The 26,172-nt window shown below is 67.7% G+C and carries 25 protein-coding genes; 15 read left to right on the forward strand and 10 right to left on the reverse strand.

Features of this window, described 5'->3' with window-relative positions:
* Positions 1–144 precede the first annotated feature (144 nt).
* The 5 genes from PLC66_RS18545 to PLC66_RS18565 form a co-directional block, all read right to left on the reverse strand.
* Positions 145–435 carry a hypothetical protein gene (locus PLC66_RS18545; protein WP_324543250.1) on the reverse strand — a complete coding sequence of 97 codons (291 nt, stop codon included), beginning with the start codon at positions 433–435 and terminating at the stop codon, positions 145–147.
* 119 nt (positions 436–554) lie between these two features.
* Complete coding sequence (locus PLC66_RS18550; protein ID WP_324543252.1) at positions 555–1,883, reverse strand: ferredoxin reductase family protein; 1,329 nt, start codon at positions 1,881–1,883, stop codon at positions 555–557.
* An 11-nt stretch (positions 1,884–1,894) separates the two neighbouring features.
* Positions 1,895–2,386 carry a diheme cytochrome c gene (locus PLC66_RS18555; RefSeq protein WP_324543254.1) on the reverse strand — a complete coding sequence of 164 codons (492 nt, stop codon included), beginning with the start codon at positions 2,384–2,386 and terminating at the stop codon, positions 1,895–1,897.
* A gap of 22 nt (positions 2,387–2,408) precedes the next feature.
* The gene (locus PLC66_RS18560; protein WP_324543256.1) at positions 2,409–2,825 is read right to left on the reverse strand and encodes a DUF1924 domain-containing protein; all 417 of its coding nucleotides are present in this window, start codon (positions 2,823–2,825) and stop codon (positions 2,409–2,411) included.
* A 178-nt stretch (positions 2,826–3,003) separates the two neighbouring features.
* A complete protein-coding gene (locus PLC66_RS18565; protein WP_324543258.1) occupies positions 3,004–4,332 on the reverse strand; it encodes a ferredoxin reductase family protein in 1,329 nt (442 codons plus the stop codon).
* Positions 4,333–4,642: 310 nt separating this feature from the next.
* Between PLC66_RS18565 and PLC66_RS18570 the strand changes: the two genes are divergently transcribed.
* The 5 genes from PLC66_RS18570 to PLC66_RS18590 all read left to right on the forward strand — a co-directional run bounded on the left by PLC66_RS18570 (position 4,643) and on the right by PLC66_RS18590 (position 10,109).
* Positions 4,643–5,539: a cation diffusion facilitator family transporter gene (locus PLC66_RS18570; RefSeq protein ID WP_324543260.1), complete on the forward strand. Its 897-nt coding sequence runs from the start codon at positions 4,643–4,645 to the stop codon at positions 5,537–5,539.
* 34 nt (positions 5,540–5,573) lie between these two features.
* Complete coding sequence (locus tag PLC66_RS18575) at positions 5,574–6,242, forward strand: response regulator transcription factor (protein WP_324543262.1); 669 nt, start codon at positions 5,574–5,576, stop codon at positions 6,240–6,242.
* Complete coding sequence (locus tag PLC66_RS18580) at positions 6,211–7,527, forward strand: sensor histidine kinase (RefSeq protein WP_324543264.1); 1,317 nt, start codon at positions 6,211–6,213, stop codon at positions 7,525–7,527. The genes PLC66_RS18575 and PLC66_RS18580 overlap by 32 nt, the downstream gene beginning before the upstream one ends.
* Positions 7,528–7,627: 100 nt before the next feature.
* Positions 7,628–9,358: a phosphoethanolamine transferase gene (locus PLC66_RS18585; protein WP_324543266.1), complete on the forward strand. Its 1,731-nt coding sequence runs from the start codon at positions 7,628–7,630 to the stop codon at positions 9,356–9,358.
* 4 nt (positions 9,359–9,362) lie between these two features.
* Positions 9,363–10,109 (forward strand): phosphatase PAP2 family protein, encoded by a 747-nt coding sequence (locus tag PLC66_RS18590; RefSeq protein ID WP_324543268.1) that lies wholly within the window; start codon positions 9,363–9,365, stop codon positions 10,107–10,109.
* Positions 10,110–10,147: 38 nt separating this feature from the next.
* Here PLC66_RS18590 and PLC66_RS18595 read toward each other — a convergent pair whose 3' ends face one another.
* A complete protein-coding gene (locus PLC66_RS18595; RefSeq protein ID WP_324543270.1) occupies positions 10,148–10,726 on the reverse strand; it encodes a cytochrome b/b6 domain-containing protein in 579 nt (192 codons plus the stop codon).
* Between the two features lie 44 nt (positions 10,727–10,770).
* The gene (locus tag PLC66_RS18600) at positions 10,771–11,028 is read right to left on the reverse strand and encodes a PepSY domain-containing protein (protein WP_324543272.1); all 258 of its coding nucleotides are present in this window, start codon (positions 11,026–11,028) and stop codon (positions 10,771–10,773) included.
* A gap of 101 nt (positions 11,029–11,129) precedes the next feature.
* Here PLC66_RS18600 and PLC66_RS18605 point away from each other — a divergent pair, with 101 nt between their 5' ends.
* Entirely contained in the window at positions 11,130–13,673 is a 2,544-nt protein-coding gene (locus PLC66_RS18605; RefSeq protein WP_324543275.1) for a cation-translocating P-type ATPase, read from the forward strand.
* 92 nt (positions 13,674–13,765) lie between these two features.
* Here the strand turns inward: PLC66_RS18605 and PLC66_RS18610 are convergent, their stop codons facing one another.
* Positions 13,766–14,392 (reverse strand): exopolysaccharide biosynthesis protein, encoded by a 627-nt coding sequence (locus PLC66_RS18610; RefSeq protein WP_324543277.1) that lies wholly within the window; start codon positions 14,390–14,392, stop codon positions 13,766–13,768.
* A 168-nt stretch (positions 14,393–14,560) separates the two neighbouring features.
* Between PLC66_RS18610 and PLC66_RS18615 the strand changes: the two genes are divergently transcribed.
* Together PLC66_RS18615 and PLC66_RS18620 are read left to right on the forward strand one after the other, a co-directional pair.
* The gene (locus PLC66_RS18615; RefSeq protein ID WP_324543279.1) at positions 14,561–15,601 is read left to right on the forward strand and encodes a diacylglycerol/lipid kinase family protein; all 1,041 of its coding nucleotides are present in this window, start codon (positions 14,561–14,563) and stop codon (positions 15,599–15,601) included.
* Positions 15,598–16,431, forward strand: coding sequence for a metallophosphoesterase family protein (locus PLC66_RS18620; RefSeq protein ID WP_324543281.1), 834 nt, complete (start codon positions 15,598–15,600; stop codon positions 16,429–16,431). The genes PLC66_RS18615 and PLC66_RS18620 overlap by 4 nt, the downstream gene beginning before the upstream one ends.
* 2 nt (positions 16,432–16,433) lie before the next feature.
* Here PLC66_RS18620 and PLC66_RS18625 read toward each other — a convergent pair whose 3' ends face one another.
* On the reverse strand, positions 16,434–16,613 hold the full coding sequence (locus PLC66_RS18625) for a hypothetical protein (protein ID WP_324543283.1): 180 nt from the start codon (positions 16,611–16,613) through the stop codon (positions 16,434–16,436).
* Between the two features lie 31 nt (positions 16,614–16,644).
* On the opposite strand from PLC66_RS18625, the gene PLC66_RS18630 reads away from it, so the two are divergent.
* The 5 genes from PLC66_RS18630 to PLC66_RS22955 all read left to right on the forward strand — a co-directional run bounded on the left by PLC66_RS18630 (position 16,645) and on the right by PLC66_RS22955 (position 23,213).
* Positions 16,645–17,004, forward strand: coding sequence for a hypothetical protein (locus tag PLC66_RS18630; RefSeq protein WP_324543285.1), 360 nt, complete (start codon positions 16,645–16,647; stop codon positions 17,002–17,004).
* Positions 17,005–17,432: 428 nt separating this feature from the next.
* A complete protein-coding gene (locus PLC66_RS18635) occupies positions 17,433–19,247 on the forward strand; it encodes a tetratricopeptide repeat protein (RefSeq protein WP_324543287.1) in 1,815 nt (604 codons plus the stop codon).
* A complete protein-coding gene (locus PLC66_RS18640; RefSeq protein WP_324543289.1) occupies positions 19,244–21,643 on the forward strand; it encodes a tetratricopeptide repeat protein in 2,400 nt (799 codons plus the stop codon). Before PLC66_RS18635 ends, PLC66_RS18640 begins: the two co-directional genes overlap by 4 nt.
* Positions 21,644–21,990: 347 nt before the next feature.
* Positions 21,991–22,716: an aspartate/glutamate racemase family protein gene (locus PLC66_RS18645; protein WP_004265650.1), complete on the forward strand. Its 726-nt coding sequence runs from the start codon at positions 21,991–21,993 to the stop codon at positions 22,714–22,716.
* The gene (locus PLC66_RS22955) at positions 22,716–23,213 is read left to right on the forward strand and encodes a DUF3592 domain-containing protein (protein ID WP_083854660.1); all 498 of its coding nucleotides are present in this window, start codon (positions 22,716–22,718) and stop codon (positions 23,211–23,213) included. Before PLC66_RS18645 ends, PLC66_RS22955 begins: the two co-directional genes overlap by 1 nt.
* An 89-nt stretch (positions 23,214–23,302) precedes the next feature.
* Here PLC66_RS22955 and PLC66_RS18650 read toward each other — a convergent pair whose 3' ends face one another.
* Positions 23,303–24,181: a DMT family transporter gene (locus PLC66_RS18650; protein WP_004265648.1), complete on the reverse strand. Its 879-nt coding sequence runs from the start codon at positions 24,179–24,181 to the stop codon at positions 23,303–23,305.
* Here PLC66_RS18650 and PLC66_RS18655 point away from each other — a divergent pair.
* Together PLC66_RS18655 and PLC66_RS18660 are read left to right on the forward strand one after the other, a co-directional pair.
* The gene (locus tag PLC66_RS18655) at positions 24,174–25,757 is read left to right on the forward strand and encodes an aminotransferase-like domain-containing protein (protein ID WP_324543295.1); all 1,584 of its coding nucleotides are present in this window, start codon (positions 24,174–24,176) and stop codon (positions 25,755–25,757) included. The two genes, PLC66_RS18650 and PLC66_RS18655, sit on opposite strands and share 8 nt — an antisense overlap.
* A 149-nt stretch (positions 25,758–25,906) precedes the next feature.
* Positions 25,907–26,172, forward strand: a 266-nt coding sequence (locus PLC66_RS18660; protein WP_324543297.1) for a hypothetical protein, incomplete at its 3' end; no start/stop codon positions are given.

Consider the following 26,172-nt stretch of genomic DNA (forward strand, 5'->3'; position numbering starts at 1 on the left):
GGCGCAGGTGGTCGAGCATGACTGCGCCGATCACGCCCAGATTGAGCGCGACCGACAACAGCAGCGCGAGGCGGAGGCTTGAAGGCTTCGTCTTGAGTGTCCTGTCGGCGCTCGAGCCGGGGTGTAGCGCTTGGTGCATGCCGCTCAGCCGACCTGTTGCTCGACGGTGTCGCCCAGGGCCTGGTACTGCGCGTTGCTGAAACGACCGGCATGCACCTCGGGCAGGGCGTGCGCCACGGCGCCGCGAATCGCCTCCATGCCGGTGCGCAGCGCGGCGTCGGTCTGCCAGCGCGCGCCATCATCGAGCTTGAGGACGGCCGTGTGGGCATCGTGCCGGTGGCTGTCGGCGGCCGTGGCCGGGACGGTCGCCAACACGGTGCCGAGGATGGCGAAGGTGCTGACCGTAAGCATTCGGGCTGCAGAGTGAAACTTCATGGCGATGGTGTCCTTTCGTTGTCAGGTGGAAGCGGGCGGCTGTGCCGTCCTGAACACTGAAACGAAGCGGGGATGGAAATGTTCCATCGGCGACAGCTTGGGCGACCGCTCCTGCTTGGTCATCGCATTTCGAACGCCTCCTGGTGAAAGCGGAAACGAGCCGCAGCCATCTTCCCAAGTCCCTTGCGCAGTGAGTCGGCCAGGCCCTGCGGGCCACAGAACCAGACCTCGGTCACTGCGCCCGCCCGCGTGCGATTGCCGAGCGCGGCTGCGCTCAGGCGCTCGTTGCGCGCGCTGCTGATCACCTGCAGGCGCAGCGAAGGCAGTGGCGCGCACAAGGCCTCGAGGCGGGCGACGAATGGATCCGAATCGCGGTCGCGTACGCAGTAGTAGAGGTCTGCCTCGGGCGCCTGGTCCGGCGTTGTCTGCAAGGCTTCCAGCCAGGCGAGGAACGGTGTCACACCGATGCCGCCGGCAATCCACACCTGATCCCGTGCTCCGGGTCCGGTCGGCAGGTTGAAGCGACCGTAAGGCCCTTCGACCTGCACCGACTGACCCGCTTGGACGCGGTGCGCGAGTCCCCGGGTGTAGTCACCCAGCGCCTTGATCTCGAAGGTGATGCGGCGGTCGCCACGGTCCGCACTGGCGATCGTGAAGGGATGGGCGCCCTCGAAACGGTCGAAGGTGGCAAAGGCGAACTGGCCGGGGCGATGCCCCCGCCAACCCGCGTCCAGTCGACAGGTGACCTCGGTGACACCCGCACCGGGCTCGCACACCGACTCCACCACCCCTCCGACGCGACGGCCTTGACCGATTCGGCCAGCCAGGGCCAGCACGCTGGCGAACGAGCCCGCCGCAATCAGCACGGCCAGCATCAGCCCCACCGGCTGTGTCCAATAGTCGAGCGGCGCGAGGAAGGCGGCATGGAAGGCCAGCGCGAGGTACAGGAACGGCATCACCTTGTGCAGGTAACGCCAGATCCCGAACGGGAAGCGCTTCCACAGCGTCAGCACCAGCATCGCCAGCAGCGCGTAAATCGCGAACTCGCCGAGCTCCTCGGCAACATCGCGCATGGCCTCGAGGACACCGCTGCCATGATCCTTGGGCAGGCGGCCCTCACGCCCCCACAGCGTCTTGATGACGTCGTCCGACATCTCGACCAGCCAGTGCAGCGCAGCAAATCCGATCGCGAGGATGCCGGCCCATTTGTGCACACTGAAGATGCGGTCCATGCCGCCGAAGGGGCGCTCCAGCCAGGCCGGCCGGGTGGCGAGCACCATCGCCAGCGACATCAGCGCGAAGGACCACAGGCCAGTCAAGGTGAGTGCATGCTCGCGCACCACCCATGCGTTGGCGGGCGCGGGGGCCATGGCGCCCGTTGCCGAGAACAGTTGCCAAGCCCAGGCCAGTGTGATCAAGGCCATGAAGGCAGTAAGGAACCGTTTCACGATCACGCTCCTCAGTCGTCCTCGAAATAGCCCTTTTCCGCATCGATGTGACAGGCGGTGCAGTTCGCCTTGCTGCCGACATCCTTTCGGGACCACTCGGCAGCCGGCACCTCGTCGTGTTCCCTGACCCACTTCGGCAATTCGGTGATCCGAAGCGGTGCATCGCCAGGGCGCAGGCCGCGCAGCAGCTTGTTGGCCTGACCGGGGGCATCGCCGGCGTGACCGACCAGATAGCGAGTGATCGCGGCAGCGGTGTCGGTATCGAGGCTGGCGTCGTCACCGAAGTGACTCTCGAGCCCACCCATCATGCGTTGCCACGATGCGGCCGGCAGCATCGACGGCGGAAAGCCAATGTGACAGCTTGCGCATTCCTGCAGCGTGAGCGGGTCGGTGATGGGCGGGTAGTAATCGTCATCGCCGGCCTGGGCGCGGCTGAAAAGCAGTACGGTCACGGCGAGCGCGACGACACCCAGGGCAAGCGGGCGAAGGGCAGAAGCTTTCATGATGTGTCTCCGGTGTCGTCATCTACTGGTTCGCCATCCAGGCGAGCCAGTCGCCCTTCTCGCGCGGGGAGCACTCGCGGCCGAGTACCTCGGTGCAGTTGCGCTTGAACCATTTCTCGACCTTGGCCGGGTCGCTGTAGCGCGTGGCCACCACCGAGGCTGCCATCGGCTCGATGGCCTTCCCGGTGCGGGTCTTGCCGGGGCCACGCGTATCGTCGCCATGGCACGACGTGCAGGCGGGCGTGTCGGGCTTGCCGAGGCCGTAGCGGGTGCGATGCAGGGTTTCGCCACGTTCGACGGAGAAGCCGGTGAAGGTGGGGTCAGCGGCGCGCGCCTCGGCGGCATAGCGATCGATGAGGGCAGCGGGCGGGGCGGCGAATACTCCGGTGCTCGCGCCGAGGCAGCACAGGAGCACGATTGCGTGCAGTTTGCGGTTCATGTTCGTTCCTTGATCGGGGCGGATGACTCGTCCGGAGCGGCATCGTGGATGCCATTCGTCCGGAATCTGATGCCCAGTGTGCAAGTGCGCGAATGAATCGAACCTGAACGCCAGTGGTGCGTGAGGCGAGAACAATTGGGGGGGACGGTCGGCACAGACCCGCCCCGGTGCGCGCTGCTCAGCGCATGTCGAACAACTCCTGATGGAAGTCCTTCGGCGCCAGCCCCTTGGCGACGAAGCCCTCGCGCAGGGCCTGGCCGAAGCCGCCCGGCCCGCAGAACCAGACGTCCGCCTCGGCCCAAGCCGGCACCGTGTCGCAGATGCGCGCCACGTCCAACCGGCCGTCCCGCGCACTCACCAGCACATGCAGCCTCACTCCCGCCGCCTGCGCATCGCGCCGCAGACGGGCGATGAAGTCCGGGTCGGGTTCGGCGGTGCTGTAGAAGAGATCCACCTCGCGCCCGTCGGACGCCACCGCCAGCGCCTTCATGCGGGCGATGAAGGGCGTGATGCCGATACCGCCGCCGACCCAGATCTGGCGGCGCTTGCCGCTGGAGAATTCGAACCGACCATAAGGGCCCTCGACGGTGACGAGGTCGCCGACGTGCAGCAACTCGGGCAGGCGGGCGGTGTAGTCACCGATGCCCTTGATCAGGAAGAACAGCCGGCCGTCCCCTTGCCAGCCCGACGAGATGGTGAAGGGATGCGCACCTTCGTCCGTCGAGAAGGTCACGAAGGCGAACTGGCCTGCCTCGTGTCCGGGCCAGCGGTCCTTGAAGCGGATCGCCACCTTGAGCACGCGGTTGTCGGGGAAGTTCACCAACTCCTCGATCTCGCCCACCGCCTTGCGCCGATGGCCGACGCGGCCGGCCAGCGAGACCACGGCCGCCACGCTGCCACCGGCCATCAGCACGGCGAGCACGATACCCATCGGCTGCGACCAGTAGGCGAAGGGCGTCAGCAGCACCGAGTGGAAGACCAGCGCGAGGTAGGCGAGGGCGAGCAGACGGTGGGTCTTGAAGAACAGCCGGTAGGGAAAGCGCTTGGCAAGCGCCAGCACGATCAGCACCACGGCTGCGTAGAAGGCCCATTCGCCGACCGACTCCGCCAGACCACGCTGTGCGCGAAAGAAGATCTCCACCGGGTCGGTCAGCGGCGGGCCGGGCACGCGCTCGGGCTTGGCCAGCCAGCCCCAGCCTACCGCCCATTTGGTGCCCTGCGCCCACAACCAGTGGATGACCGAGAAGAGCAGGCCGGTGATCCCCAGCCACTTGTGCAGGCGATAGGTCTTGTCCAGCCCGTCGAGCAGGGGCTCCAGCCGCACCGGGCGCAGCGCCAGGATCATGCCCACGCTCATCACGCCGATGCCGATTACCCCGGTGTAGTTGATCGCCACCGTGCGCAGGGCGAAGTATTCATACCCGTTCGGCAGCAGCGGGTCCGCCAGCCACCACAGCAGAGTGAGCAGCAGCAGGAGCGCCGCATACGCAAACTGGATCGGTCTCATCGTCGACTCCATTCGTTTCAAGGTCCCGCCGCCGATGACGGTGGCCGGGGCCGCGTCACCGGACGACGTGTGCCGAGTATCGGCGACACGGCGTCGGCCCGCCTTGTCATTAAGCAAACGTACGCGAGAACCATGCCACCCGGGTTCTGGGGTGGCGCTTAAGCTCCGGTTAAGGATTGCTGCGGCATGCTCCGGCCAGACCCAAGCACGGCGTACGGCAATTGCCGCGCGCCAGGGCCGATCAAGCGCTCTACAATCGGCGCTGGACACCCCGGGATGAGCCAGCCCCGACCGACCGCCCCCTGAACCGATGAAATCAGTCACCCCTCGCCAGGCCCTGCTGCTCTCGCTCGCCGCAGCGCTGATCACGATCGCGATGAAGACCGGAGCCTGGTGGCTCACCGGATCGATCGGCTACCTGTCCGACGCGCTCGAATCGGTGGTCAATCTGGCCGGCGCCGGCTTCGCCTTGTGGATGGTGTCCTATGCCCGCCAGCCCGCCGACGACGAGCACCAGTACGGTCACGGCAAGGCCGAGTATTTTTCTGCCGCCTTCGAAGGCGGGCTGATCTTCATCGCCGCGCTGATCATCCTCCTGACCGCGGGCGAGCGTCTGCTCAATCCCCAGCCCATTGGCGCGCTGGGGCTGGGCACCTTGCTCTCCGTCGGCGCGAGCCTGATCAACTTCCTGGTCGCGCGCGTCCTGCTCGAGGTCGGTCGCGCGCACCGCTCGATCGCGCTCGAAGCCGATGCGCGCCACCTGATGGCGGACGTGTGGACCACCGCCGGCGTGGTTTGCGGCGTTGGCCTGGCCGTCGTCACGGGCTGGATCTGGCTCGACGCCGTCGTCGCCGGCGCGGTGGCGCTCAACATCCTGCGCGAGGGCTGGGAACTGATGCGGCGCTCGGTCGACGGCCTCATGGATCGCGCGCTGCCCGACGCCGAGGTGAAAGTGATCGAGCGTACCCTCAGCGAGGCCTCGCCGCCGGGCTGCTTCCATAGCAAGCTGCGGACCCGGGCGGCCGGCGCGATGCATTTTGCGCATGTCGAGCTCTGCGTGCCCGGGGAGTGGACCGTGGCCGAAGCCCATGACGTGGCCGATGCGCTCGAGCGCGCGGTGCAAGTGCGCACCGGCACCCGTCTCGTTGTCCATCTGGAGCCGATTCCCTCGACCGACGCGCCGGGCGCAGCGACCGAGCAGGGCTGATCATCACCGACGCCCAACCCAGCAACGCACCCTGATGCACCTGCTCATCATCGAAGACGACCGCACCATCGCCGAGAACATCTACGACTACCTCGAGGCGCGCGGCCACCAGTGCGACTACGCCGACTCGATCGCGGCGGCCTCGGCCTTGCTCGCGCGCACCCGGGTCGATGTCCTCGTCCTCGACCGCAACCTGCCCGACGGCGACGGCCTTGCGCTCGCACGCCGGCTGCGCACCGAGGGGTGTGCGACGCCGATCCTGGTACTGACTGCGCGCGACGCCCTGGAGGACAAACTGCTCGGCTTCGAGGCCGGTGGGGACGACTACCTGGTCAAGCCCTTCGCCCTGCAGGAGCTCGAGGTGCGCCTGCTGGCGCTGGCGCGGCGCAAGGCCGTCCGGCCGGCCGATCCGCTGCTGCAGCATGGCGCGCTCAGCTACAACGCCGCCACACAGGCGCTGCGCCTCAATGGCCAGCCCGTCACGCTGCCGCCCAAGGCCCTGCGCCTCGTCGCCGAGCTGTTGTCGCAGCCCGAGCGCGTGTTCTCCCGCCGCGAGCTCGAGATCGCCGTGTGGGGCCACGAGCAGGACAGCAGCGACAACCTGCGCAGCGTGCTGCACGCCCTGCGTCGTGCCCTCGGCGAGGATGCGTCGGCCCAAGTGGTGAATGTCCATGGCCTCGGCTACAAGCTCGTCAGCCGCTGAGGGCGCCTCGCAACGCGGCGGGCGGCGCTGGATGCCGGGCGGACTGCGCCTTCGCATCGCGCTGTCGGTCACGGCGATGCTGCTCGTGCTGATCGTCGCGCAGTCGCTCGCGCTGGTGCGGCTCAACGAAGAGATGGAAGAAGAGTTCATCGCGGGCACGCTCGATGAGCAGGTGCACTACAGCATCGAGCACAGTCGCCAGCTCGGCACCCTGGTCGGCCCGCAGACGCCCAACATGGCGCTCTACCGCTTTGCGCCCGGGGAGGGCCTGCCGCAAGGGCTGAGCGCGGAGCTGGCCGGCCTGCCCGTGGGCAATCACGAGTTCTGGTTCGCCGGGCGAGAACTGCACGTTGCCGTGCGCGAGGCCGACGGCCAGCGCTACGTCCTCGTCTATGACGAATCGGAGCACCGTGCGCGCGAGTCGGCCGTGGTCACCGCGGTGGTCATCGGTGGCCTGGTGCTGACCGCCTTGTCCTTCATCCTCGTCCATGCGATCGCCGCCCGGCTCACGCGCGGGCTGGAGACGCTGGCCGAGCGCGTCGAGGGCGAGCGCGACGGCACACCCTTCGCCCATGCCGGACTCGAGGACGAGCTCCTCGCCGTGGCGCGCGCGCTGGACCGGGCCGAGGCGCGCCAGGCCGCCGCGCTCGCGCGCGAACGCGACTTCAACGCCAACCTGTCGCACGAGCTGCGCACCCCGCTGGCGGGCATCCGCAGCGATGCCGAAATGCTGCTGACCGAGGTCGCGCTGTCCGACAAGGCCCGTCGCCGTGCCCAGCGCATCATCGCCACCACCGACCGCACCGCCGCGCTCGCCAACAGCCTGCTGCTGCTCGCGCGCGAGGCCCGCCCGCAGGCGGTCGAGCCGGTCAACCTGAGCGCGGCGGTGAGCGACGCCTGGGCGCGCCTGCAGGCCGCCGGCGCAAGGGTGGAGGCGGTGGACATCCGCATCGATCCGCAGGCCGAGATCACCGCCGACCCCGGCTTGCTGGCGCTGGTGCTGCACAACCTGCTCGACAACGCCGTGCGCCATGGCGAAGGGCGTGCGATCGAAGTGGTGCTGGAGGGCAGCCAACTGGCCATCTGCGACCGCGGGCCCGGCTTCGGCAGCGAAGACCCGATGCACAGCTTCGAGCGCTTCCGGCGAGGCGGCAGCAAGCCGGGCCACGGCCTCGGCCTGGCGCTGGTGCAGCACATCTGCAGCGCGTGCGGTTGGGCGGTGGTTGCCGTCAACCGGCCTGAGGGCGGGGCCTGCCTGACGATCGATTTCGGCGCCGGGCGCTGAGCGCGGTCCGCACGCCTTCACACTTTCCTCACACCCGCCTCACGCTTCCCTCACACGCGGATCATTAGATTGCGTGGATCCTCCCCGGCTCCGCGCGATCATGCCCGAACAGCATCTATCCTTCGTTCCCTCCCTCACATCGGCCACCAGCGAGCCCGCCCGTGGCGCGGGCGCGCTCGCGTCGACCTGGCATGCCGCTCGGCGCTGGCGCCCGGAGCTCTCGACCGAGACGCTGCTGCTCGGAATCGGCGCCTACTTCACCCTGTTCTGCAACATCCCGTTCTGGCGCGCGCTGATCGCCAGCCGCGGCAGCGAGGGCGGCGCCGCGGTCTACCTGCTCGCGATCGGCGTGGCGCTCACGGCGCTCAACGTCGTGCTCCTCGCGCCGCTGCTCAACCGGCGGACGACCAAACCGCTGCTGGGCGCCGTGGTCGTGGTCGCCGCGGTGGCGAGCTACTACGCCGGCCAGTTCGGCGTTTACTTCGATCCGAGCATGCTGCGCAACGTGTTGCGCACCGACATCGCCGAAGCGCGCGAGCTGCTCACCCCGGGCTTGCTCCTGCAGGTCGCCGCGCTGGCCCTGCCGCCGCTCTTCGTGCTGCAGCGCGCCCACCTGCGCCAGCGCACGCTGAAGCGTGCACTGGCGATCCGTGGCGTCGCCGTCGTGCTCGCGCTGATCGTGGGCGCAGGCGCGCTAGGTAGCGTGTTCAAGGATTTTTCGGGGCAGATGCGCAACCACAAGGAACTGCGCTACCTGATCACGCCGGCCGCGCCGCTGTGGTCCTTCACCCGCGTGCTCAGCCGTGACGCCCAGGCCGCCAATCTGCCGCGACAGCCGATTGGCACCGATGCCCGCCTGGGCGCGAACTGGGCCACGGCGCAGAAGCCCGCGCTGTTCGTGATCGTCGTCGGCGAGACCGCGCGTGCGGCCAACTGGGGTTTGAACAATGGGGCAGGGCAGGCGCCTTCCCGCGACACCACGCCCGAGCTCGCTCGCCGCGCCGTCATCAACTTTCCGTCCGTGAGCAGTTGCGGGACCAACACCGAAGTGTCGGTGCCCTGCATGTTCTCGCTGCAGGGCCGGCGCCACTACGACGAGGACGCCATCCGCGGCAGCGAATCGCTGCTCGACACCTTGCAGCGCGCCGGTCTGCGCGTGGTGTGGAACGACAACCAGTCGGGCTGCAAGGGCGTGTGCGCCGGCGTCGAGACGATGCGCCCCGATCCGGCGGCCCTGCCCGAGCTGTGCGATGGCGAGCGCTGCCTCGACGAGGCCCTGCTCGAGAGTAGCCGCGGCCTGCTGCGCGACGCCAATGGCAATCTCGTGCTCGTGCTGCATCAGCTCGGCAACCACGGGCCAGCCTACTTCCGCCGCTACCCGGCGGCCTTCCGCCGCTTCACGCCGACCTGCGACGACGAGGACCTGTCGAAGTGCAGCCGCGAGCAGATCGCCAACAGCTACGACAACGCCTTGCTGTACACCGACCACGTGCTCGCGCGCAGCATCGACCTGCTGAAGGAGCTCGAGCCGCGCTACGACACCGCGCTGCTCTACGTCTCCGACCACGGCGAGTCGCTCGGCGAGAACGGCCTCTACCTGCACGGCCTGCCATACGCGATCGCCCCCGCCGAGCAGACCCGGGTGCCGATGGTGATGTGGCTGTCGTCGGGCTTCGCCGCCCGCAACCGGATCGATCCCGTTTGTCTGAGCACGCAGGCGGCCAGGTCCGTTGCACACGACAACCTCTTTCATACCGTGCTGGGCCTGCTCGATGTCAGCACCGCGGTGCGCGACGACGCGCTGGATCTGAGCGCGCCCTGCAGGAGCTGAACCCATGTCGACACGCGAACTCGCCACGCCGATGGCCCTGCCTGCGCTCGAGGCGTCGCGCCGCTGGCTGCTGGCCCAGTCCGCACTGCTGGGGATCAGCGCCGTGCTCCTTTACGCCATCTTCGACGGCACGGATCTGGACCGCCTGCTGACGCACACGCTGTTCGATGCCGAGCTCGGCCTCTTCCCCCTGCGCCGCAGCTGGTTCCTCGAAGCCGTGATGCATAAGGCGGCAAAACAGGTGACCTACGTGCTGGTGGCGGCGAGCCTCTACCTGTGCTGGCAGGGCTGGAAGGCCCGGCTGAGCTGGCTGCCGCCGCGCAATGCGCTCCTCGCCGCGCTCGGCATGGCGGTGATCCCGCTCGCCACCGCGGGCGTCAAGATGCTGACCGCACGCTACTGCCCCTGGGACCTGGTCGAATTCGGCGGCTATGCGCCTTATCTCGGCTTGTTCGATCCGGCCCCGGCGGGGATCAAGGCCGGGCAGTGCTTTCCCGCTGGCCACGCGTCCACCGGCTTCCTGTGGATCGTGTGGGCGGTGGCGCTGCGGCCGGCCGGTCAGCGCACGGCACGTCGCGCGCTCATACTCGGCCTGCTCGCCGGCGCCATCCTCGGCACGGCGCGCATGCTGCAGGGCGCGCATTTCCTGTCGCACACGCTGTGGACCCTGTGGCTGGCCTGGGCTGTGAGCGTGAGCCTCGCGCTGGCGGTGCGCGCCGACATCCGCCTGGGCAAGCGGCGTGCAGGATGAGCCGATGAGTCCGGGTGGGCTTGGCCGCCGCCGCGCGCTCAACCCTGCTGCGACGGGTCGGCGGGCCTGCGTTTGACGCCGGTGATCATCGCCGCGATCAGGTTCACTCGCTCCAGCCGGCTAATGACGATGGCCACCGCGGCGTGGAGCCCCGCAAGTGCAATCAGGATCGACGCCAGCCGTTCGTGGATGTTCTGCACCCGCTCGTCGCCCCAGAACGCGTCCGTGGTCTGCAGGAAGCCGCTCACGCCCAGCCCCAGCACCAGCGCCATCAGGGTGAGCATCATCAGCGCTCCCAGGGGGCTGTGGCCGCGATGGAAGGTGTGCTGTCCGCCCCGCAGCGCCGCCAGGTGGGCACGCAGCCTGGCCGGGGTGGGGAAGAAGTCAGCGAAGCGCGCGTGTGCGCTGCCGACGAAGCCCCAGATCACCCGGGCGAGGACGAGGCCGGAGGCGATGTAGCCGATGAGCTGGTGCGCTGTCTCCCCGTCGTCTATGACGAAGAAGTTGAGCACGACGCAGCTCACCAGACTCCAGTGGAAGACGCGCACGAAGGGGTCCCAGACCCGTTCGGCAAGGTCGGAATCGGGCAGGTGCATGGCGGGGGCTCCTCGATGCATGAGGGCGGCCGCGCCCGAGCGCGCCGCCCTCCGGCCGTTGATGCTCACTTGCGCTCGAGTTCGGCGCCGGTCTGGGGGTCGAAGTAGATCTCCACCTTCTTGCCGTCCTTGTCGAAGCCGTAGATCTCGTAGCAGTTGTTCTTGGTGACCTTGAAGGTCTTGATCTTGTAGCCCTGTGCCTCGACCTGGGCCTTGAAGTCAGCCTCCTTCATCCACTTGTCCTTGGGCGCGGTGCAGGTGGGGCCGGCGAGGGCTGAAGTTGAAACCAGTGCCGCGGCGGCGAGTGCGAGAATGCGGTTCATGATTGCGCTCCTGTCTGTCGAATTGATGCGCTCCGATCCGGAGCGCAAGTGCAATCTAAGCCGGTCAACATGAAGGGAAGCTGAACAGCCGGGTGGCGTCGATGAAGCTTGACAGTCGTGGCTCACGCAGCGGGCTCAGCGCCGAGCGGGCGGCACGTCAGCTCGCCCACGACGGCCCCAATGAACTACCCCGCCCGCCACGCCGGACGGCTTGGCACATCCTGCGCGAGCTTGCGCGTGAGCCGATGCACCAGCTGCTTGCCGCGGCGGTCGCGATCTACTTCGTCCTCGGCGATCTGGCCGAAGCCAGCGTGCTGCTCGTCTTCCTCGCCGTCATCGTCGCGATCACGCTGGTGCAGGAACGCCGGACCGAACGCGTCATCGAGGCCTTGCGCGACATGACCAGCCCGCGCGCGATGGTGTGGCGGGACGGCGTTCCGCGGCGGGTGGCCGGGGCCGAACTGGTGCGCGGCGATCTCATCGAGCTCACCGAGGGCGACCGGGTCCCCGCCGACGCGCGCCTGATCGCGGCCAACGATCTCGCCGTCGATGAGTCGCTGCTGAGCGGCGAGTCGCTTCCGGTGGCCAAGGCTGCAGCGGCCGGGGACGAGCCAGCGCCGGCACCATCGAGCCACGTTTACGCCGGGACCATGGTGGTTGCCGGGCGGGCCGTCGCCGAGGTCACCGCGACCGGCGCGCACAGCGAGATCGGACGCATCGGCGCCGTGCTGGGCGCGACCGAGACCGAGTCGACGCCACTGCACCGGCAGACGCGGCAGCTCGTGCGCTGGTTTTCCGTGCTTGGGCTGCTGGTGAGCCTCGTCGTCGGGGTGCTTTTCGCCTGGAGCCGGGGCGACTGGCTGGGCGCGACGCTGGCCGGCATCACGATGGCGATGTCGATGCTGCCGCAGGAGTTCCTGCTCATCCTGACCGTGTTCATGGCCATGGGGGCCTGGCGCCTGTCGCAGCATCGCGTGCTCACCCGCCGTGCCGCGACCATCGAGGCGCTGGGGGCGGCAACCGTGCTGTGCACCGACAAGACCGGCACGCTCACGCGCAACCAGATGCGGATCGAGACCCTGGTGTGCTTCACCGCGAACGGCCCCACGCGCTGGCGTGCCGGCGACGGCGCGCTCGACGCGCGTTTCGCGGCCTTGCTGCGGCACGGCGTGCTGGCCTGTGAGCAGGAGGCCTTCGACCCCATGGAACGGGCGTTCCACGCCCTGGCGGCGACGTTCCTGGCCGATCAGGCGCCGTCACGCCGCCTTGTCCACGAGTACGGCTTAAGCCCAGCGTTGCCGGTCATGACCCACGTCTGGGAGCTCGATAGCGGCCCCGAGCACGCCGTCGCCGCCAAGGGTGCTCCCGAGAGCGTCGCCGGCCTGTGCAGGTTGCCCGACGCCCTGCGCGCGCAGGTGCTCGAGGTGGCCGGCGGTCTCGCCGACCAGGGCATGCGCGTGCTGGCGGTGGCCTCGGCCGGCTTTGCGGGCGAGGCCTGGCCGGCCACGCCGCATGGCTTCGATTTCCGCCTGCTCGGCCTCGTCGCACTGGCCGACCCGCTGCGTGACACGGTTCCACGAGCGGTAGAGGACTGCCGCCGTGCGGGCATCCGGGTGCTCATGATCACCGGCGATCATCCCGGTACGGCACGCGCCATCGCGCGCCAGGCCGGCCTCGATGGCCAAGCCGGCGTGCTTCTCGGTGACGAGGTCGCGGCCCTCGATGATGCCGCCCTGAGACGTGCCGTGGGCACGACGACGGTGTTCGCCCGCGTCGCTCCGCAGCAGAAGCTGCGCATCGTGCAGGCGCTCAAGGCCAACGGCGAGGTCGTTGCCATGACCGGCGACGGCGTCAACGATGCCCCATCGCTCAAGGCCGCACACATCGGCATCGCCATGGGTGGTCGTGGCACGGATGTGGCACGCGAGGCCTCGGCGCTGGTGCTGCTCGACGACGACTTCGGCACGCTGGTCGAGGCGGTGCGGCTGGGACGCAGGATCTACGACAACCTGCTCAAGGCGATGCGCTTCGTGTTCGCAGTGCACGTCCCCATCGCCGGGTTGACGCTGATCCCGATGCTGATGGGCTGGCCGCTGGTATTCACGCCGATGCACATCGCCTTCCTCGAGATCATCATCGACCCGGTCTGCTCGATCGTCTTCGAGGCGGAGGACGAGGAACCCGACCTGATGGCGCGCGCCCCGCGCGACCCGTCCGCACCGCTGTTCTCGATGTCCATGATTGCCCAGAGCCTGCTGCAAGGCTGTGTCGTCCTGTTGCTGGTCGGCGGCTTCTATGCCTGGCTCCTGCACAAGGGCACGTCGGACGATGCGGCGCGCGCGTCGGCCTTCATCGCCTTGATCGCGTCGAACATCGCGCTGATCCTGGCGAACCGATCGCTTCACGGCCGTTTCAGGGCTGCATTCCAGACCCGCAACCGCGCCTTGTGGGGCATGGTGCTGACGATACTCGCCCTGTTGTCGGCCGTTCTCTTGTGGGAACCTGTCCGGCGTCTGTTCGGCTTCGAGTTGCCCGATCCCCTCATGATCGGTGCGTCGCTTGGCCTGGGGGTCGCCACCTTCATGGCCTTGATGCTTCAGCAAGGTCTGATGGCGACACGGCGCCGAGGATGGCGAAGGCGCTGACCGTAGGCATTCGGGCGGCAAAGTGGATGTTCATAGCGAGGCTGCCCTTTCGTCGTCAGGTGGACGACCGCCCGCCCCCGGCCCGTACACGCTCACTGCCCGGGCGCCAGCCCGATCAACGACAGCAATTCGGCTGCGGCAGAGGCGCCGCCCCACCACAGCAGCAGCACCGAGGCCGCCGCGGCCAGCGTGACCAGGTAGCCGCCGAGCAACATCAGGCCGTCGCGCAGACGCAGCCCCCAGGACATCAGCACGATGGCCAGCGCCGGCAGCACGTTGTCGAAGCTGATGATCGGTACCGGAACCATCATCGACAGCCCGGCCGCCGACAGCATCATCCCGTTGAGAACGCGGGCCGGCCGGTCGCTCAGGGGCAGCAGGCGCGGTCGCCCCCACAAGGCGATCACATTCACGACGCGGCCGAGCATGCGTTCCAGCAAGGCCCGGGCGCGGCCGTTCATCTCGCGCCGGGCAAGCCAGCCCGGCAAGGGGAGGGGCTGACCGACCAACACGCCGAAGGCGATCAGCAGGCTGAGGGCGCCCACCGCCGAGGCCATGCCGGGGAGCGCAACTGGAAAGAGCAGCGGCATCGCCAGCAGGCCCAGCCACACGACGCGCTGGCGGTTGCTCTGGCCGAGGGCATCGCCCATCGTGCCGTTCATCGATGCGAGCTGTGCCCCGGCGATCCGTTCGACGGTCGCCCGGCGTTTGTCGTTCATGGATTCTGCCCCGGAAGATGGCTGGCTGTTCTCGTCTCTCACGATCATCCCGATAGCGCGCTTGCCGATCCTGCACCGAAGCCCAGGTCGATCGGCAAGCGCTAGACTTGTTGCCGTCTTGCTCATTCGGACTCCCGATGAAGTTTCACAGTTCCACGCGGGTGCGGCGTGCCTGAAGACCTGCAGCCCCGGCCCCCCGGAGAGGCCTTCGCGCCGTCCGCCTCGATCCCTGCGCCCCGGCTCGATGCTGCGTCGCCGCTGCTGTTCGTGATCAACGCCGCTGCGGGCGCGCAGGACGTCGACGCCAAGCGCGCAGTGATCGAATCGGCCCTCGCCGCGCGTGGGCGGAAGGGCGAGCTGCGGGTGTGCAAGCCCGACGAACTGCCAGGCGTGGCCGCCGAGGCCGCGGCGGCGGCGCTGGCGCGCAACACGGCGGTGGTGGCGGTCGGCGGCGACGGCAGCCTGAGCACGGTGGCGCGCGCGGCGCACGCCGCCGGTTGCGCCATGGGCGTCATCCCCTACGGCACCTTCAACTACTTCGCGCGCGCGCACGGCATCCCCACCGAGCCGCTCGCTGCCGCACGCCAACTGCTGGATGGGCGTCCCACGCCGGTAAAGGTGGCTTCGATCAACGACCGGGTTTTTCTGGTCAATGCCAGCCTCGGCCTCTACCCGGACCTGCTGCAGGACCGCGAGGCCTTCAAGGCACGCTTCGGCCGCAGCCGCTGGGTGGCGTTCGTGGCGGCCGTCGCAACGCTGCTGCGCGCGCAGCGCCGGCTGCGCCTGCACATCGAGACGGGCGCCACGGTGCGCGACGTGCAGACACTGACGCTGTTCGTGGGCAATAACCCGCTCCAGCTGCAGCAGTTCGGGGCTGAACCGGAAGACACCGTCCCGGGAAGGCCCGGCGACGGCAGCCTCGCCGCGCTGGTGCTGCGGCCGATCGGGACGCTGGCGCTGCTGGGGCTGATGGTGCACGGGGCGATGGGCCGGCTCAGGGAGGCCGCCGGGGTGGAGAGCTTCGAATTCACGCACATGGTGGTGAGGCCCACACTGGCGCCGGGACACCGCAAGGTGGTCGTGGCCTGCGACGGCGAGGTGACGCGCATGCGCACGCCGATCGACATCCGCGTGCTCGACACGCCCCTGTACCTGCTCCGACGCGATGACGCCACGGACAGGACCCCCGCGCCCCGGACGGTCCCATGAGCGTCCTGCTGCATCTCTCCGACACCCACTTCGGCACCGAACGCGCGCAGGTGGTCGAGGCCCTCCTCGCGCTGGCTGCCCGCGAGCGGCCCGCGCTCGCGGTGCTGTCGGGAGACATCACGCAAAGGGCGCGGCCTGCCCAGTTCCGCGCCGCGAAGGCCTTCGTCGACCGCCTGGGCGCGCCGGTTCTGGCCGTGCCGGGCAACCACGACATTGCGCTCTTCGATCTGTGGGCGCGCGCGACACGGCCCTACGCGCGCTACGCCAGCGCGTTCGGGACCGAGCTCGAGCCCGTTCATGCCTCGCGGGACCTGCTGGTGGTCGGGGTCAACACCACGCGCGCCTGGCGGCACAAGAACGGCGAAGTGTCCCCGCTGCAGATCGATCGCGTGGCCGCCGTGCTCCGCAAGGCCCGACCGCCGCAGCTGCGCGTGGTGGTGGTGCATCAGCCGGCGGCCGTGTGCCGGCCGGAGGACCGCAGGCACCTGTTGCGCGGCCACCATGCGGCCCTGCGGGCGTGGTCCGCAGCCGGGGCGGACCTCGTGCTCGGCGGACACATCCACCTGCCCTACACGCTGGCGCCAGCCGGCCTGGCGCGCCGGCTCTGGGTGGTCCAGGCCGGCACCGCCGTGTCCGCGCGCACCCGGCCCGGGGGTCCCAATTCCGTGAATATCGTGCGCTGGGGCGGGGGGAGCGGCGGGCGCCACGCAGGTTCGCCGGGCGAGGACGCGGGGCGCGGGGACTGCATCATCGAGCGTTGGGACTACGCGCCCGATGCGCAGGCCTTCGTCCTCACCACCTTCACCCGGCTCACGCCGGAGCGCGCCTGAGCTCAAGCTTGCCCACACGCCACCGGCTGCCAGCCGCCGCCGGCATACTGCCGCAGCGCCGGGCCCTCGAAACGCCACAGGTGCAGCCAGCCGTTGTCGATGAGTCGGCGCACCACGCGGTGGCGATCGATGACGCGCTCGATCGCGTCCTGCGGTCGCGCGAGCGTCGAACACGCCGGCACGATCCTGCACTCGCGGCCGGTGGTGTGCCCGATGCTGGAAGAGATGGAAGGCGCCTGCCCGGTCTACGCCCAGCGCCCGGTCGCGTGCCGGACGTATGGCTCTTACGTTCAGCGCGAGCTTGGCCTTTGCCGCGGCGACATCGAGTCGCGCGTCGCCGGCGGCGAATGGGGCGACGTGGTGTGGGGAAACCACAATGCCGTCGACCAGGCGCTCGGCGCGCTGGGCGAGGTGCGGGCGTTGACGGAGGCGGTTGGGTCGGCCTTTCTGGCTCCCGCGAGTTCTGAAGAGCGGCAAGCAAGATGGCGCTGGACGGGGAGCGCATCAACCGGATTCTGGCGGGAGGGCCACTGCGGTCATCAAAGTCGGCACGCAGTTATCCGAGCGGGATGATCGCTTACTCTTTTCATCAACTCACACTATCGGCCATGACCTGCCGTCCTGTCCGCAGGTAGAGTTGCCGCTCGAACGACCGCTCCACTTGGGTTGCTGCCAGACGGTCAGCTCCCCCATGTTCGTTTTGTCCAAAGTACGGCAAGAAGGACGGGCTCGAAACCGCGCCGTTGCTGGGGGTGGCATCCAGCCGTTAGACAAAAGGGTTCAATTTGCCTGATCACGACGCACCTATCCCCTAAACGGTCTGCTCACCAGTCCGATCCTGGTCGGCAGCTGGCAATCTCCCGGGACGTGTCCCGCTTCATGTCCCCTTCATTATTGTGCGATATTCCGTCACCTGCACTTGTCATGCTCTCCGAATCGGAGTCCACGCTGTTTCGTCACATCGCGCTCGAGAGCCGGGCCGCAATTTCAGGAGCTCCCATATGTTGCGCATTGTCTTGCTGGCTGCTCTGGCGCTCGTAGTGGCTGTCTCTAGTCATGCGAGCTCTCTAGCTCCCAGCGTGCTGTTCACGGCCGTCCGCGACGGCGTGCTGACGGTACGGACGTTCGATGCCGAAGGCGCGCCCATCGGCACCGTCAGCGCGATTGCGGTCGCCACGGAGCGCTTCGTGACCTTGTGTAGCCCGCTCGACGGCAGCGATGCGATCCGCCTCGCCGAAGCAGGTGGGCGGACGGTCGACGCCCGCGTGATTGCGCGGGATCGCGGGCGTAACCTTTGCCTGCTGAGCGCGTCTGCGAATGCGCGGAGTTTGGCTGTAGCGCCAGCGGGCGCACAGCCCCGCGTTGGATCACGGATTTACGCGCTTTCCGATGCGCTCGGCTTCGGCGTTGGTTTGACTGAAGGCGTGATCTCGGGACTCGGTGGCGGCGAGCGCGGCGAGTTGCTGCAGTTCTCCGCGCCGGTCTCTCCTGGTTCTGAAGGTGGGGCGCTGCTCGACGAGCAGGGCCGGTTGCTCGGCGTCATCGACTATCGCCAGCGCGAAGGCCAGAACGTGAATTTCGCTATGCCGGCGGCCTGGGCAAGCATGATTGAAGCGCGCCACGACACTGATACGGCGCTCCAGTCGTTGCGCGACCGTGCGCCGCGGCTGGCGCGTGTAGGGGACGGCGAAGCGCTCGTCCGCCTGGCTATGGAATGGACGCGGCTTTACCCGGAGGATGCTGACGGCTGGACTTGGCGAGCGGTTGCAGCCAGCATGCAAGGTGACTTCGTCGGCGAGGAGGCTGCTTGGCGCCATGCGGTACTTCGGGCGGGTAGCATGACGGTGGCTGAGCTTGGTGTAGCCGGAGCCCTGCTTCGTCAGCAGCGCTTCGCCGAGGCGCGGGAAGCAGCCGCCGCGCTCGTCGGAACCCGTCCCGAAAGCGCCGCAGCGTGGTCGCTGCTCGGCCAGGCACACCATGGTAGTGGTGGCGTCAGCGAGGCAGAAACGGCCTACCGCAAGGCGCTTGCGCTCGATCCGTGGGAAATGTCCGCCCATCTGGGTTTGATCTCGCTTGCCGGCCAGCGCGGCGACCATCGAGTAGCCGCGGAAGGATGGAGCAGGTTGGTTCGCCTCTACCCCTCACGGCCAGAACTGCGCTGGCGCCTGGTGGAAGCGCTCCTGTTCGCGCAGGATGGTACGCGTGCCCACAAGCTGCTCGCCCGCTTCCCGTCAGAGCTTGCCGACAGCGCCGACGGCTTGTTCTGGCGCGGCGCAACCGCTGCGCTGCTGGGTCGGCCACAGGCGGCGAGCGAGCTGTTCCGTGCCAGCCTGGCGAAGGGGCCGTCCGAGCCGGCCCGTGCGTGGACCGAGCTCGGCAAAGCGCTCTTCGTGCTGGAACGCTTCCCCGAGGCTATCGCTGCAATGCGCGAGGCGGTACGGATCGCTCCGGACGATCCCGACCATCGCTACTGGCTGGCGGTCGCACTGAAGGATGGAGGCCATCTCGATGAAGCGATCCGGATTAACCGCGATCTGTCCGTTGCTTATCCGAACGAACCGCGGATCTGGCGCCAGCTCGGCTATGCGCAAGTGCTCGCAGCCAGGGCACCCGAGGGAATTGAGGCGCTCGAGCGCTCGCTTGCACTCGATCCAGGCCAGCCACGGGTGTGGAATGCGTTGATGATCCTGTACCGCGCAGCGGGCCGCCGTGCCGACCTCGTCCGCGCACACGGCAACCTACGCAGCCTGGATGCCGCCATGGCCGAGCGCGCCTATCTCGCCACCATCCACCCCGACGAGGCCCGCCCGCAATGAAACTCCGTCTCGTTTCCACACGCTGTGCCTGCATTCCGAGTCACGTTCCGGCCCCAGCGCTGTTGCTCCTCCTCGCGGTCTGTTCCGCTGCCCCGGCGGCTGCGGCCGACGACGCCCAGCCGGTGTTCACCCGAGTCGCACCGTCGGTGGTGACGGTCATCGCAGAAGTCGATGGCGGGACCGCTAGCGGTCAAGGCAGTGGCGTGGTGGTCAGCCGTGGGCACGTGGCGACCAATTGCCATGTCGTCCGCGATGCGGACCGGCTGAAGGTACAACATGGTGCCGCTGAGCTATCGGCACGCTGGGTCAAAGCCGATCGCAGCCGTGACCTGTGCGTGCTCGCGGTCGACGGACTGCAGGCGCCGTCGGTGCGCATCCGCTCGCTGGCGACCGTCTTACCGGGTGAGCGCGTGCATGCAGTCGGTAATCCCCTGGGCTTCGGCCTGGCGGTGACGAGCGGCCTGGTCTCACACTTCCCGACCGTGGATGGCGAACGGCTGATCCTCAGCAGCGCCGCACAGTCTCCGGGCTCCAGCGGCGGCGGGCTGTTCGATGCCGAGGGCCGACTGGTGGGCTTGACCACCAGTGTGTTCAGTGCCGGCCAGAACCTCAACCTGGCGCTGCCGGCGGACTGGATCAACGAACTCGCCGATCGCAGCGTAGCTCCGCCGCCGCCGTCCGACGTCCCCGCTGCGGAACCGCAATGGATTGCCGATGCCGTCGCCCTGGGCGCTGCGGCGCGGTGGGTGGAGCTCGAAAGCCATGCACGCCGTTGGATCTCTGCACAGCCGACCTCCGCACGCGCACACCAGGAGCTCGCGCGCGCGACAGTCCGTCTTGGACGACCGAAGGACGCCGAGCCCGCACTGCGTGAGGCGCTCCGCCTCGATGAGCACTCCGCGGAGAGCTGGCGCGTCCTCGCCATTACCCTTTATGAAACCGGGCGTCATGCCGAGGCCGAGCAGGCACTGGCGCGCGCAGAGGCCCTCCAGCCCGGCGATGCGAGCGTAGCCGCGGCGCGTGCGCACTGGCTGCTCAAGGCTGACGATGCTCGAGCCGCTTTGTCCAACATCGAACGCGCACTCGCCTTCGACCCTTTCTCTTACGGCTATTGGAATCTGCTCGGCAGCATCCGCCGTGCGCTCGGCGACTCCGACGCGGCGCAACGCGCCTTCCAAACCGCGCTCGACCTTAACCAGAACAGCGAGGAGGCGCGCAACGCACTGGCCCGACTCCTGGCCGAGGCGGGGCGCGCCGATGAGGCCCATCGTGCACTCGCCACTGGCCGTGGCGACGCGAGGACCGATGCGCCCACTTGGCTCGCACTCGGCATCACCGACTACAACCGTCAGCGGTACGCCGCCGCCGAGGACGCTTTCCGCAAGGCGGTGGCCGCCGACCCCGGTTTTGCAGAAGGGTGGGAAAAGCTCGGTATGACCCTGGCGCGAACACTGCGTGACGACGAGCTCGCGACGGTGTTAGAACGTGCGCTCGAGCTTGATCCGACACTCTTCGAAGCGCGCCTCGAGCGCGCAGCGCTGCGTGCCCGGCGTGGCAACGCAGCGGGCGCAGTGGCTGATGCCCGCCAATTGACCGAGCTGGCGCCTGAAGAGCCACGCGCCTGGCGCACCTTGGCGATCCACAGCACGGCAGCTCAAGATCTGCGCACCGCGGCCGCGGCCTATCGGCGCGTCGATACGCTGGGCAAGGCTGGGGTCGACGATCTGGCCGATCTCGGCGATCTCCTCGACAAGCTCGGTGACCGCAACGGAGCGCTGGACGCCTACGCGCGCGCCGAGCGCATCGACCCCCGGCACTCGCGCATGCTCGGCAATCTGGCCAGCCTCCACGGCCGCAACGGAGACCTCGACAAGTCCCTGGCTTACCTCGATCGGGCCCTTGTAAGCGACCCGCGCAACGCCAATGCGCTCAGCAGTAAGGCCTACATCCTTCTGTTGCGTGGCCAGCCGGCCGCCGCCGTGTCGATCCTCGAGCAGGCCGTGCTGTACGATCCAAAGCTCGCCAATGCTTGGATCAACCTCGGCCATGCTCATTTGCGCAACCGCGATGTTGGCCGTGCCATTCCCGCGCTTGAGAAGGCACTAGCGCTCGCGCCGCAGGCGCTCGACGCCCAGCTTTATCTCGCCCAGGCCTACCTCGGCATCCGTGATGCGGCGAAGGCCCGCGCGTATGCCGAGACAATCCTTGCTCGGCAGCCTGAACTGCCTGTTGCGCTGGGCATTGCAACTTTAGCCAATCTAATGACGGGTGACTCACAGCGCGCTGCATTGGCGTTCGCTCGGCTGCGTACAAAGGACCCGAAAACGGCCAGCAACATTCGAGCGCAGGCGGTGGCCGCGGGCTTGCCGGGCGCCACCGCCTTGCCGAGCCCCTAGAGGATAGGGGCCTGGCAGCCTCACGTACTCTCGTTTCGGATGAGACGGGCCCGGCCAAGTCCACCAGTGGTCGCCCCGTTCCAGATTTCGGGCGCCGCGCGAGACACAGGACACATCGGGCCGTTGTATCCTGTGACAGGGCCGTCATAGGGGCCAGCTCACGAAACAGAGAAAAGCGTACGCTAAGCCTCGGCGAGCATTCGCAGCGGCCGGAACTTGCCTTGCGCGACCTGCTTGCCCGGCGGACCGAAGAGTTGTGATCAGCCAGTTAGTCAGGACGCCGTCCGTGTTGGGAACGCAGCAATTCCCGTGGCATGGTCTAACCTCATTCTTATCGCGCGACGTTCATGAAAACCATCGGTCTCCTCGGCGGCATGAGCTGGGAATCCACTGTTCCCTACTATCGTCAGCTCAATGAAGCCGTGAAGGCCCGACTCGGCGGGCTGCATTCGGCGAAGGTCGTGCTCTACAGCGTCGATTTCGCCGAAATCGAGCGCCTGCAGCATTGTGGCGATTGGGAGTCGGCCGGCGCCGTGCTCGCCGACGCTGCACGGGCGCTCGAGCGTGCCGGCGCGGATTTCGTCGTGCTGTCTACCAACACCATGCATAAGGTGGCGCCTGCCATCGAGTCGGCCGTGAAGATCCCGCTGCTGCACATTGCCGACCCGACCGCGGCCGCCATACGCAAGGCCGGCTTGTCGCGCATCGGTTTGCTCGGCACACGCTTCACGATGGAGCAGGATTTCTACCGTGGCCGCCTGGTCGAGCGGCACGGCATCGACGTGCTGACACCCGAGGCCGACGACCGCGAACTCGTGCACCGGGTGATCTACGAGGAGCTCTGTCTGGGGCGCATCGAGGAGCGTTCGCGCCAGGCCTATCGCGACGTGATGCAGCGCCTGGTCGAGCGCGGCGCGCAGGGCATCATCCTGGGCTGCACCGAGATTTCTATGCTGGTGGGCGAGCAGGACGCGAGCGTTCCGTTGTTCGACACCACGGCGATTCATGCCGCCGCCGCGGCAGAGTTGGCGCTGGCGGCTGTCGATTCAGCTACGCCTCGGGCGCACATGTGATGTCCGCCGGTTTGCCGAGAACGCCACCCCGTTCATTGCTGCTTGCCGTGTGGCTGCTGCTCGGCGCTCCAGTCCTGTACTACGGTGCGGAGTCGATCCAAGGCGCCCGAGATACGCTGGACTCAAGGCATTGGCCACACGTCACGGGCACCATCGTCAAGCACGAAACCCGCGGAAGGACGTATTGTTCCGTACCCGTCATACACTACACATACGTGGTGCGCGACAAGGCATTCGAGTCGAGCGCACGGGTGCCAGATGTCGAACAGTGTTTTCGATCCGAGGTTGCAAGCCGCGTAGCAGACAGCTACCCGCCCGGCAGTTCCGTGCGCGTCTACTATGACCCGCAGTCTCCACCAAACGCGGCACTGTTACCTGGCTATATGACTCGCAGTGCATGGGAGGGTCTCGTTTTCTTTCCCATGTTCTTCCTGGGTTGGCTCTACTGGGGGTCGCTCTTGCTCAAAGGTTGCCGTATCGCGCCAAACGTCGCCTAAATCGAACGGCTAGGCTCCACGCCCTTCAGACGGCGACTTCCGGCCAGACACTTTGCCCACCGGGGCACCGGACTACTCGTGAAGTCGGGTCATACGCGCGCTCTGGATAGCCGACCGATCTGCAGCTTCGTCAGCGCGAACGCCGCGATCAGCACGACGCAGTATCCGGCGAACGCCGGCGACACGCCCCGGTGCTCCAGCCAGCCGGACAGGATCACCGCGATCACCGGGAAGATCAGGAACACGAACGACAGCACCACCGGGCTCAGTTGCTTGAGCAGGTGGAAATAGGCCAGGAAGCCGCCGACCGACGCGACCGTGCCGAGATAGACGAGAGCGCCCAGCGAGGTCGCGGAGAACTGCGACACATCCGGCCGCTCCACGATGACGCCGACGAGGGTGAGCGCGATGCCGGCAATCCCGATCGGCAGCGTGTTGAAGGTGACGATTCCGATCGCTGCGCCCCGCTTCTTGGTGGTGACGTAGCAATACGCATGCAGCAGTGCCGCCAGCAGGATGGCAGCGGCCCCGAACAGGCTGCGGTAGGCGAAGCCGACGCCCTGCTCGTGCAGGATCATGCCCAGTGAGAAGAAGCCCCCGACGATTCCGACGAGTTGCGTCGCCCAGATCGGTTCGCGCAGGATCAAGACGGAGAAGATCACGGTGAAGACCGGCATCGTGCTGAACAAAAGCGCGGCGAGCCCGGAACTCACGTACTGCTCGCCGGCATTGATCAGCAGGTACGGCAGCGCGAAGTAAAGGATCACGATCAGCACGAAAAGTCCGCCTTGCCCTTCGGGAAACAGCAACGGCGCACGCTGCGCACGCGCGATCAAGTACAAGAGCGGAAACGCGATGACGAAGCGCAGGCCCGCAGCCAGCAGAGGCGGCACGGTGTCCACGGCCAGCTTGATCCCGAGCCAGGTCGTCCCCCAGGTGAGGCAGACGATGGCGAAGAGGATGGCCACGACGACCGCGGATGAGCGCGCAGTCTGGCCGGTTTCGGCTGCAGGTATTCGGGTGCTCGATGGCATGAGGTGTCCGTCTCCGTTCGATCGCTGCCGAATGCACCCCAACAATACGAGTACAATCGACCATGAATTCATGATCGAAAGCGTATTTTCCTTACATATGAGGGTCAACAAGTATATTGACGCGGTGACAATTGCGCGCTCGGCGGTCCCCGACGGGCGACCGCGCTACCGCGTGATCGGCGAAGCGCTTGCGCAGGCCGTTCTTGACGGCCGCCTTCGAGCAGACGCCAAGCTGCCGCCGCTGCGCGTGCTTGCGGATGCCCTGTCGGTCACGGTGGGGACGGTCGGTCGCGCCTATGCCGAGATCGAACGACAGGGCCTTGTGACCTCCCGCGTCGGGGACGGCACCTACGTCTTGCCCCCTGGCGAGCGGACGCACAAGAACGAATTCGACAATGCGCCGGACGGCAAGCCCGGCCTCATCGACCTGTCACGCAACATGCACATCCCGGGGGAAGAGTCGGCGCTTCTGGGCGAGGCGTTGCTGCGCCTTGGCGGCGACCGGCGAGTGCTGACGCAGCTCGGCAGCTATCTCCCCGACACCGGTCTGGGGCGGCATCGCGAGGCCGGGGCGCAATGGATAGGGCTCAGCGGGCGCGACGCGGTTGCGGACCATATCGTGGTCAGCAACGGCGCCCAGCACGCGTTGCTATGCACGATGATGGCGACGCTGCGCAAGGACGAGCTGATCGTCTCCGAGCACCTGACCTACCCCGGGCTCGTGGCCGCCGCGCGAGGGCTCGGTGTTCGCCTGGACGGCCTGGCGATGGACGCGCAGGGCTTGCTGCCCGAGGCGCTGGAAGAGGCGTGTTCGCGGCAGCGGGTGCATGCGCTCTACTGCACGCCGACCCTCCACAATCCGACCACCGGAACCATGGACCTGGCGCGCCGGCAGGCGATCGCGGATATCTGTCTGCGGCACAACGTGCTGATCATCGAGGACGATGCGCACGGCGTGCTGGTAGCGCCACACCTGCCGAGCCTGGCGCAATTCGCGCCCTCCCGCACGGTGACCATCGGCAGCCTGACGAAGGCAGTGTCGGCGGGGTTGCGCGTCGGGTTCATTGCAGCGCCGGATCATCTCGTCGGCCGGATCGCCAGTGCGGTGCGCACGACCTGCTGGATGGCGACGCCCCTGACGGCGGAGATCGGCGCCGGCTGGATCCTCGACGGCACCGCGGCAAGGCTCTGCACCCATCAACGTGCCGAAATCAGCCGCCGCAAGGCGCTGGTCGAGCCGACGCTCACGGGGCTGGAGGCACGCACCGACGAGGGCTGCTACCACTACTGGATTACCTTGCCCGAGCCGTGGCGAGCCAGCGAACTGGCGGCCGAGCTCGAGACGCACGGTGTCGTCGTCAAGGCCGCAGAATCCTTCGCGGTGGGCCGCATCGGTGTCCCGCAGTGCATACGCGCGAGCGTGAGCGGTCCGGGAGACGATGCCCTCATCGAGGGCTTCCAGCGGCTGGCCGGTGCGCTCGCCGAAGGTCCTTGCCGGACGCTCGACTGATTCTGCGGTGTTGGCCTGCTTCCTCACTCCCGTACTTGATAGATGTAGAGACCCTGCTCATCCCTTTCGGCACGCACCACGATCTGCGCGTGCCCTTTGGAACCTCGCACCACGAAGAAGTATTCACGATCCACTCCTCGGCGTCCCGCTTGAGCGCCGAAGTAACGGACCTTGACGATGCGTGCCCCCCGATCTCCCCCACCTGCTCCTTCACGGATGAATTGCTTTCCAACCAGAGAATTGCGGCGGCGGCATGCGGATCGAGCCGGTTCGCAAAGTCGATAGCGAATCCGAATACGAGCGCGATCACAAGAAAAGTCAAAACCTTCCTCGTGACTGACCTTCTTCTGACGATGGGGTCTAGCAGGGTGTTGAAAATTGCATCATCACCTTCGGTTTCCAGCTTGGCTGGGAA

Source organism: Thauera sp., assembly GCF_035444905.1.
GTDB lineage: Bacteria > Pseudomonadota > Gammaproteobacteria > Burkholderiales > Rhodocyclaceae > Thauera.